Here is a 7,540-nt window from a genome sequence, read left to right on the forward strand (position 1 = left end):
AGTTACCTACCTGACGGGTATCCCTCCCGCCTTTTGCTTACTCGTTCAGCACCATAATCTTTCGAAATACAGCACCAGTAAGTGGTTTACTCGCGATGTCTGTCATCGCGCGTGGAGGGCCTTCCTCCATCGCCTTAAAAGCTTTTAAACTTTTTCTTTTGTTTAGTGCGTGGCACAGCATACTTTTGATTTGTTAGGGTTTAATTGATATACTGTTAGAAGCTTACTGATTAATACCCCAGCATTGCCGGATGTGTTCTGAACAACACGTCCGGCTTTTTCTTTTGGGGATTATTAACCTAAATTTTAATGGTACTATCTCATAAGTTTGGGTTTGGTAAAACATTTGGTTAGTTATCACTTAGTTGATGATTATCTTCTTGGTAGTGCCAACCTGTACCAGTTGATATTTAATACCTACCAGCTCCAGCATCTTCATGGCTGTGGTCAGATTGTTATTCCGCTCTATGCCTCCGGTGATCAGGTTTGATGGAACAGTACTGTTGTATTCCACCTCCACATTGTACCAGCGGGACAATTGTCGCATGATCGTCGGCACGTCCGCATCTTTAAATAAGAACAGGCCATCCTTCCAGGCGGTTATAGTCTCTGTATCGGCCTGCATTACTTTGATACCATTGCTTGTGAGTACGGCCTGCTCCCCCGGCCTTAGCACCTTATCAGCTTTTGCTACACCTGATAAAGCATGTACGCGCACAGACCCTTCCAAAAGTGTGGTCCTGATCGCCGATTCCTCTTTATAGCTATTGATGTTGAAGTGCGTTCCCAATATCTCTACCTCCTGGTCACGTGTAGTTACTATAAAGGGATGCTGCTTATCCTTTGATATCTCAAAGTAGGCTTCACCGGCCAAGGATACACGGCGCTTATCGTCTCCACGCCCATTTAAAGATGGAGCATATGTAAGACTTGATCCGGCGTTTAGCCATACTTTCGAGCCATCAGGCAAACGCAGCTGATATACTCCCCCTATAGGAGTAGTGATCGTATTGTAACCACCCCCTATGTCTGTACTGTTCTCAATACTGTAGTCTATTTGGCCGTTGGCTCCCTTGCTGATAGTGATTCCTTTTTCATTGGCTATAATACCATTGCCGATGCTGTCCAACTCAATAACCTTACCGCTGGCAAGCTTTAGCGTAGCCCTGTTGCCTCCCGGACTTACATCGGTAATTATCTTCGGTGGCTCTTGTTTGTATTTTTGCTGTACCTCATAAAAATACCAGGCAATGCCAGACATCACCAGGAGAATTCCTGCAATCGCAAGGGGTTTCCATAGCTTTATTTTGCGTTTCACCTGTTTTCTGGACTGTATAACCATCCATGCTTTATCCAGTTCTTCTTCTAACACAGATTCGGGCAGATCAAAATTTTCCGGGTGTAAAGTTTCATACCAGTGCATTACAAGCGCGGCTTCTTCTTCTGTGCAAGTGCCTTGCTCATATTTCTCCAGGAGTTCTTTTGCTGTTAAGAGACGTTTTGCCATAAGTAGTATTGATTTGTTTATTCAATTACTACTGTAGTCTGACTTTAGGAAAGTATAGGGTAAGAAAAAAGTAAATATTTATTTATGCAATAAAATGCTAAGTAAAAGAAATAGTCCCAATTTTGTTCTGAGGATTTGTAATGCATGTTTTACATGGGCTCGCACAGTTTGTTCAGAAAGATTGAGCTGCTCAGCAATTTCCTTATGGCTCAGTTCCGATTTCCGGCTAAGCTCAAATACAGCACGCATTTTTGGAGGTAACTGCGAAATCTCCTTCTCAATAATAGAGGTAAGTATCTTTTTCCTTACCAGATGGTCCGCATCGTCGGCCGAAGCAGTGAGGTATCTATTTAAAAAAGCCTGGAAATGCTCCTGGTAGGCGGCTGCATCATTTCTCTTATTTATTCGATCAATAACTTTGTAACGGATAGATTTATATAAATAAGCTGAAAAGCTTTCCGTGATATTAAGCCGTTCCCGCCGTTCCCAGATGGATAGAAAGATGTCCTGGATAATATCCCTGGCCTCCTCCTTGTTTTTCAGCTTGCGGTAAGCATGAATATACAATAGACCTTTATATTTGTCATATAAGGCACGGAATGCACTTCCATCTCCCGCAATTAATTGCTGCAGTAATTCAGATTCTCGGGGTTCAGGCAGGACAGACATCTTTTGTCATTATGATAACTTAAAATTAATCATAATATCATTCAATATAAAATTATGATATCAGCAAAATCTCATCCCAACCGGAAAGCTCAGGTTTTAAATAACTGATATATGCCAGGCCGATTCCGGAAATACCTTCCAGAAAGCCAATGCTATTGGCATAAGTAGGTAGGTTAGCATCACGTTGAAAACTTTCGGCACCATCCTTAAAAGCGTATTCGTCCAGGCTCACCTGATACCAGTATTCTGCCGCAGCTTTTAAATCAGGGTTTAGGTACCTGCGATAAAAATGATGAAAAATGTGCGCTGCTCCTGCTGCACCATGGCATAAAGCACTGTCATGCACCAAGGTTTCTGTACTATCCCTACGTTTCACTGCATGAGATAAGCTTCTTCTGATCAGCCCTTCAATTTTGTCGTCTTTTAATACTGTATTGGCCTGCGTCAATGCCAGGCAAATCCCCAGATCACCATAACACCAGGCCAGCCTGGAATTCAGCTCCGGTGCTTTACCAGCAATATCATAATGAGCGAAAATCGAAATTCCGGAAGAGTTTTCATCATAAAGAGAAAGCAGATAATCAGCGGTTCTCCGGATCAGCATCATGGTTTTCTTCCGACTGACATCTTTAGCGTATGCCCTTACCAAAACAGCAAGTATACCGGGTATGCCATGTGAAAGCCCCAGGTTCTTCCGTTCGAAGTTTACATTGGCATTTTGGATATCATAGTCATACCAGCTAACCAATCCATTTTTACTTACACTCATTTTTTCCAGTAAATCCATCCCATTGGCCAGCCATGCCCTGGTCTGTTCCGTTTGAGCTTTAGCCAGAAAATACATAAAAATACCCAATCCTCCACTGATGTAATCATAATGGTATCTGGCCAGCTCAGCCATCATCCGTTCATACAGTTCCTGATCATGTCCGGCAAACACCTCATCTGTATTCACTTCTAAAATGCCGGTATGGTTGTAATGCTCCAGTAACCAGTCCAGGCCAGAAAACCCGGTCGACAAATTGTAATATTCTGCATTAAAAGAAGTTTGATCGAACATATGCTCCACAATTTGCACTGCGTTATCCATATCGGCTTCCGATTTTTTAAACTGTGCATAATAAGCAAGGAATAAAGACAAGCCTAGTTTACCCGTAAACAAGCCCAATCCTATGTCCTTAGCATCAGCAAAAGGAGTCAATGTAGCCGCTATTTCATCTAGCCTTGCTTTAATTTTATCTTCCAGCATTAAAAATCAGATTTTGCCTTTGAAACTACTTCCATCAAAATCAATAACATAAATATTTACACCAAAATCATTATATTATAGATATAACCTGTTATTTGCTATACTTCTGGCACCATTCAACTGCTAATAAATACCCTGGCACTAAAACTTCCAATTAATATTCGATTTTGACCTATGTCAATTGTCAACTGCGACTAAAACAGATGGGAATGGTGTCGATGACCTATCATATCTTGAGGTAACAAAAGCTGGCCAAAGCGATTGTGACTGGCAATTTAACTATTCCGGTATTCGTACAAGAATTGATCCCGATAATACAGATTCTACACTTCTGGTCCAATATTATGGAAATCACACGGCAAGATACAGTGATAGTACAAATGGGACACGTATTATTTTCGGAAACTATGGAGTTTGGTTCTTTTGCGGCAATCCAAACGGAGTTAATGTAGAAATGCTTAATTAACCTATCGCTACCTTTGGGAGATTTTTTATAGGCTGTCACCACAGACAGCCTATAAATTTATATAACACTCCAATGTAAAACTATAACTCCGTCATTCTATCCAGTTCTTCGGGATATCGGGGCGTTTCAATCTGAATACGTTCAATTTTTTTTACTTCTGCAACAGAAAGATTAACACCAACAGCACCAATATTTTCCATTAAACGATTTACCTTAGTTGTACCTGGTATAGGCACAACCCATGGCTTTTGTACCAGCAACCAGGCAAGCGCAATCTGAGCAATCGTCGCACCGTTTTCTGCGGCAACGTTACTAAGCAACTCAACCAACGATTGATTTTTTACAATTGCCTCAGGGGTAAAGCGGGGCAACATAGTTCTGAAATCACCGTGCTCAAATTTGGTTTCAGTGGTAATCTTGCCAGTAAGGAAACCTCTGCCCAAAGGACTATAAGGAACCAACCCTATTCCCAGTTCTTCAAGAGTAGGAAGAATTTCTTTTTCAGGGTTTCGCCACCACAATGAATATTCACTTTGCAATGCAGATACCGCCTGTACTGCATTAGCCCTTCGTATGGTGACAGAATTAGCTTCCGATAAACCGAAATACTTTACTTTTCCCTCAGTAATTAAGTCCTTAACAGTACCCGCCACATCTTCAACTGGAACATTGGGATCGACTCTGTGTTGGTACAAAAGGTCAATAACGTCCGTATTCAGGCGCTTTAAAGATGCTTCTACAGCCTTACGAATATGATCCGGACGACTATTTACCCCAACCATTTTATTGTTTTTAATATCAAACCCAAATTTGGTAGCAATTACCACCTCGTTTCTAAAAGGTGATAGCGCCTCACCTACAATTTCTTCATTAGTAAAAGGACCATACACTTCGGCGGTATCAAAAAAAGATACACCATTCTCTACTGCAGAACGTATTAGCGCTATAGCATCCATTTTGCTTATTGCATTTCCATAAGTAGAGTTCAAGCCCATGCACCCAAATCCAATTGAAGAAACCTCCAAACCGTTTTTACCTAATTTTCTCTTTTTCATTATCAATGGTTTATTGACAAAGTCAATCTTTAATTATCTTTATTATATTGTACTTTTTTAAAGCAGAATTCATGGCTTGTACAAGGTCAACGATCTCCTGATGATTTAATGATGCAAAGCCTAGGCGCAGGTGATTAAGATTATATTCAGCTCCAAAAACAGCCTTCGGGTTGAAACTGAAACCTTCTTTTTTAATACCATCAACCAAAACCTCCACCCTATACTGGTCCGCAATCTTCAACCAAATAGCCAGCCCTCCTGCAGGTTTTATATAAGAAACCGCATGTTTCAGGTTTTTGTCAAGCTCACTGCATAGAAAATCTCTGCGTTCTTTGTAAACGTTAACCGACCTTCTCAGGTGCCGCTCCATTTCACCATTTTCAAACAAAGCAGCGACAGACTCTTCCATCAGCAAATCACCTCTTATGTCTATATTCTTACGCACTGACCCCATTGCAGAGATCAGATCGCTACTTGCCACAATAAATCCCAGCCTCATCGAGGCTGCAAAAGATTTGGACAAACTGCTGATATAAACCACCCTTCCTTCATGCGGATAAGTTGCCATAGGCAAATGTGGCGCCGAGGAGTAGTGGTAATCAAAATCATAGTCATCCTCTATAATTAGAAAATTGTAGGTAGCCGCCATTTTTATAAGCTTCAGTCTTCGCTGAGGACTTAAAGTCGCAGTGGTCGGATAATGGTGATGCGGTACAACATAAATTGCCTTCACCGTATGTTTTTTACAAACAAGCTCTATTTCATCTGTATTAATCCCATCATTATCTACCGGCACATCCACAACTTTAGCACTACAGTTTTGAAAACTATAATTAGCCAGACCATATCCAGGAAACCCAACTATAACAATATCTCCAGGATTAATCAATGCCTGCCCCACAAGATAAATCGCCATTTGAGCACCACTGGTTACCAGAACATTATCAATTTTAGGCAGGAAACCACGAGATTTGGACAAATGCGAAATAAGCGCTTCCCTTAATCTCGTCGAATCTGCCATTGAGCCGGCATTAACTTTTTTTAGTTTATACTCCCTTTGGCAAAGGGCCTTAAATTCTCTAATTAAGTTGCTAAATGGAGCAATCCTGGCGTCAGGAAGTCCGTCATCTATATAACTATTCGGTATGTCAGATAATGAGCTAACTTGCATTTTGTCAGCTACGTACTTTGTATTGATCAAGACTGGCAATTTATCCGGAAACAGCTCTGTAGCCTTATCGTTCCCCGATTGTTCAGGTATTTCAATTTCAGAATTTATAAAATAGCCGCTTCGGGCCTTTGGAACAATCCATCCCTGGTTAATTAATTCATCGTAAGCAGCGATCACCGTTTTCCGGTGAACTTTGAGCATGGTAGCTAAAACACGGGAACTTGGAAGTTTAGACCCTGGTTGTAAATTCCCATTTTTAATACAACTTAAAATCTGGTCAACAATTTGTTGGTATTGAGGCCTTTTATTATCAAGATCAATAGCAATTAAAGACTGGTATGGAAGCATCTGGACTACTATAAAAATTAAATCTGGTACATTTATAGCATCCAAATATCGATTATATTTGCGGTAAAATAAAGCGTATGAACAAAAGGAAATTTCTAAAAGATGTCGATCCTAAAGCATTTGAGACAATGTTAGGATTCGAAAAATATTTAGCCGGCAGCTCATTAAGTAAGATCCATGCTGAACTTATTAAGATCAGGGTTTCTCAATTAAACGGCTGCTCCTACTGCATTGATAAACATATCAAAGATGCATTAAGTTATGGAGAGGATCCAAGAAGGATCTTCGTACTTTCCGTTTGGCGGGATACGCCTTTCTTTTCAGAAGAAGAAAGAGTAATACTGGCGTTATTGGAAGAGATAACAATGGTTTCGCAAAAAGGAGTTTCAGACAAAGTATATAACGAAGCACTAACCGTACTGGGTCAAAAATACTTAACAGAGGTCATGATGGCGATAATCGCCATGAATGCATGGAACAGGATTGGTATAACCACCGGTCGCGAACCTGAATAACAAAGAAGCTATGATAGTATACAAATCAAATATTGTCCCGCAGATTGATATGGTTATCGACCTTTATAAAGATGCTGGTTTAAAGCGCCCGGTAGGAGACGAAGAACGTATTCGTAACATGTATGAAAATGCGAACTTAATCGTAACGGCCTGGGACGATAATATATTGGTAGGTGTGTCAAGGGCGTTAACTGATTTTTCTTACTGTTGTTATTTGTCAGATCTCGCTGTAAGATCTGCTTATCAAAAGCAGGGAATAGGGAAAAAGTTGATCGAACTCACTAATGAACTGTGTAGCGACCAGGCTATGTTATTGCTGCTGTCTGCTCCATCGGCGCTCTCCTACTACCCTGCTGCCGGGTTTAAAAAAGTAGAAAATGGTTTTATCATCAACAGAAAGATTTAAATTTAAAAATATACAATGATGAACCCGACCGAATTTGCAAGAAATTGGATCAGGGACTTGAACAGTCATGTCTGCAAGTAAAAATCCTGTGATTGCATTTCCGGTCAAGCTTGTTTAGCTTGCATAAGTGATTTAAATTCTTCGAGAAAATCAG

At 40.5% G+C, this 7,540-nt stretch carries 8 protein-coding genes; 2 read left to right on the forward strand and 6 right to left on the reverse strand.

Annotation, left to right across the window (positions count from 1 at the left end):
• Positions 1 to 37 precede the first annotated feature (37 nt).
• The 6 genes from HDC92_RS24710 to HDC92_RS24735 form a co-directional block, all read right to left on the reverse strand.
• On the reverse strand, positions 38 to 181 hold the full coding sequence (locus tag HDC92_RS24710) for a hypothetical protein (RefSeq protein WP_183877549.1): 144 nt from the start codon (positions 179 to 181) through the stop codon (positions 38 to 40).
• A 180-nt stretch (positions 182 to 361) separates the two neighbouring features.
• Positions 362 to 1,507 (reverse strand): FecR family protein, encoded by a 1,146-nt coding sequence (locus tag HDC92_RS24715; RefSeq protein ID WP_183877550.1) that lies wholly within the window; start codon positions 1,505 to 1,507, stop codon positions 362 to 364.
• 78 nt (positions 1,508 to 1,585) lie between these two features.
• Complete coding sequence (locus HDC92_RS24720) at positions 1,586 to 2,176, reverse strand: RNA polymerase sigma factor (protein ID WP_183877551.1); 591 nt, start codon at positions 2,174 to 2,176, stop codon at positions 1,586 to 1,588.
• A gap of 52 nt (positions 2,177 to 2,228) precedes the next feature.
• Entirely contained in the window at positions 2,229 to 3,425 is a 1,197-nt protein-coding gene (locus HDC92_RS24725; RefSeq protein ID WP_183877552.1) for a lanthionine synthetase C family protein, read from the reverse strand.
• 546 nt (positions 3,426 to 3,971) lie between these two features.
• On the reverse strand, positions 3,972 to 4,946 hold the full coding sequence (locus HDC92_RS24730; RefSeq protein ID WP_183877553.1) for an aldo/keto reductase: 975 nt from the start codon (positions 4,944 to 4,946) through the stop codon (positions 3,972 to 3,974).
• Between the two features lie 22 nt (positions 4,947 to 4,968).
• Positions 4,969 to 6,510, reverse strand: coding sequence for a PLP-dependent aminotransferase family protein (locus tag HDC92_RS24735; protein ID WP_183877554.1), 1,542 nt, complete (start codon positions 6,508 to 6,510; stop codon positions 4,969 to 4,971).
• Positions 6,511 to 6,542: 32 nt separating this feature from the next.
• Here HDC92_RS24735 and HDC92_RS24740 point away from each other — a divergent pair, with 32 nt between their 5' ends.
• Both HDC92_RS24740 and HDC92_RS24745 read left to right on the forward strand, forming a co-directional pair.
• On the forward strand, positions 6,543 to 6,980 hold the full coding sequence (locus HDC92_RS24740; RefSeq protein WP_183877555.1) for a carboxymuconolactone decarboxylase family protein: 438 nt from the start codon (positions 6,543 to 6,545) through the stop codon (positions 6,978 to 6,980).
• Positions 6,981 to 6,990: 10 nt separating this feature from the next.
• Positions 6,991 to 7,386, forward strand: coding sequence for a GNAT family N-acetyltransferase (locus HDC92_RS24745; protein ID WP_183877556.1), 396 nt, complete (start codon positions 6,991 to 6,993; stop codon positions 7,384 to 7,386).
• Positions 7,387 to 7,540: the final 154 nt, after the last annotated feature.

The sequence above is a fragment of the Pedobacter sp. AK017 genome, from assembly GCF_014200825.1.
GTDB classification, from domain to species: Bacteria; Bacteroidota; Bacteroidia; order Sphingobacteriales; family Sphingobacteriaceae; genus Pedobacter; species Pedobacter heparinus.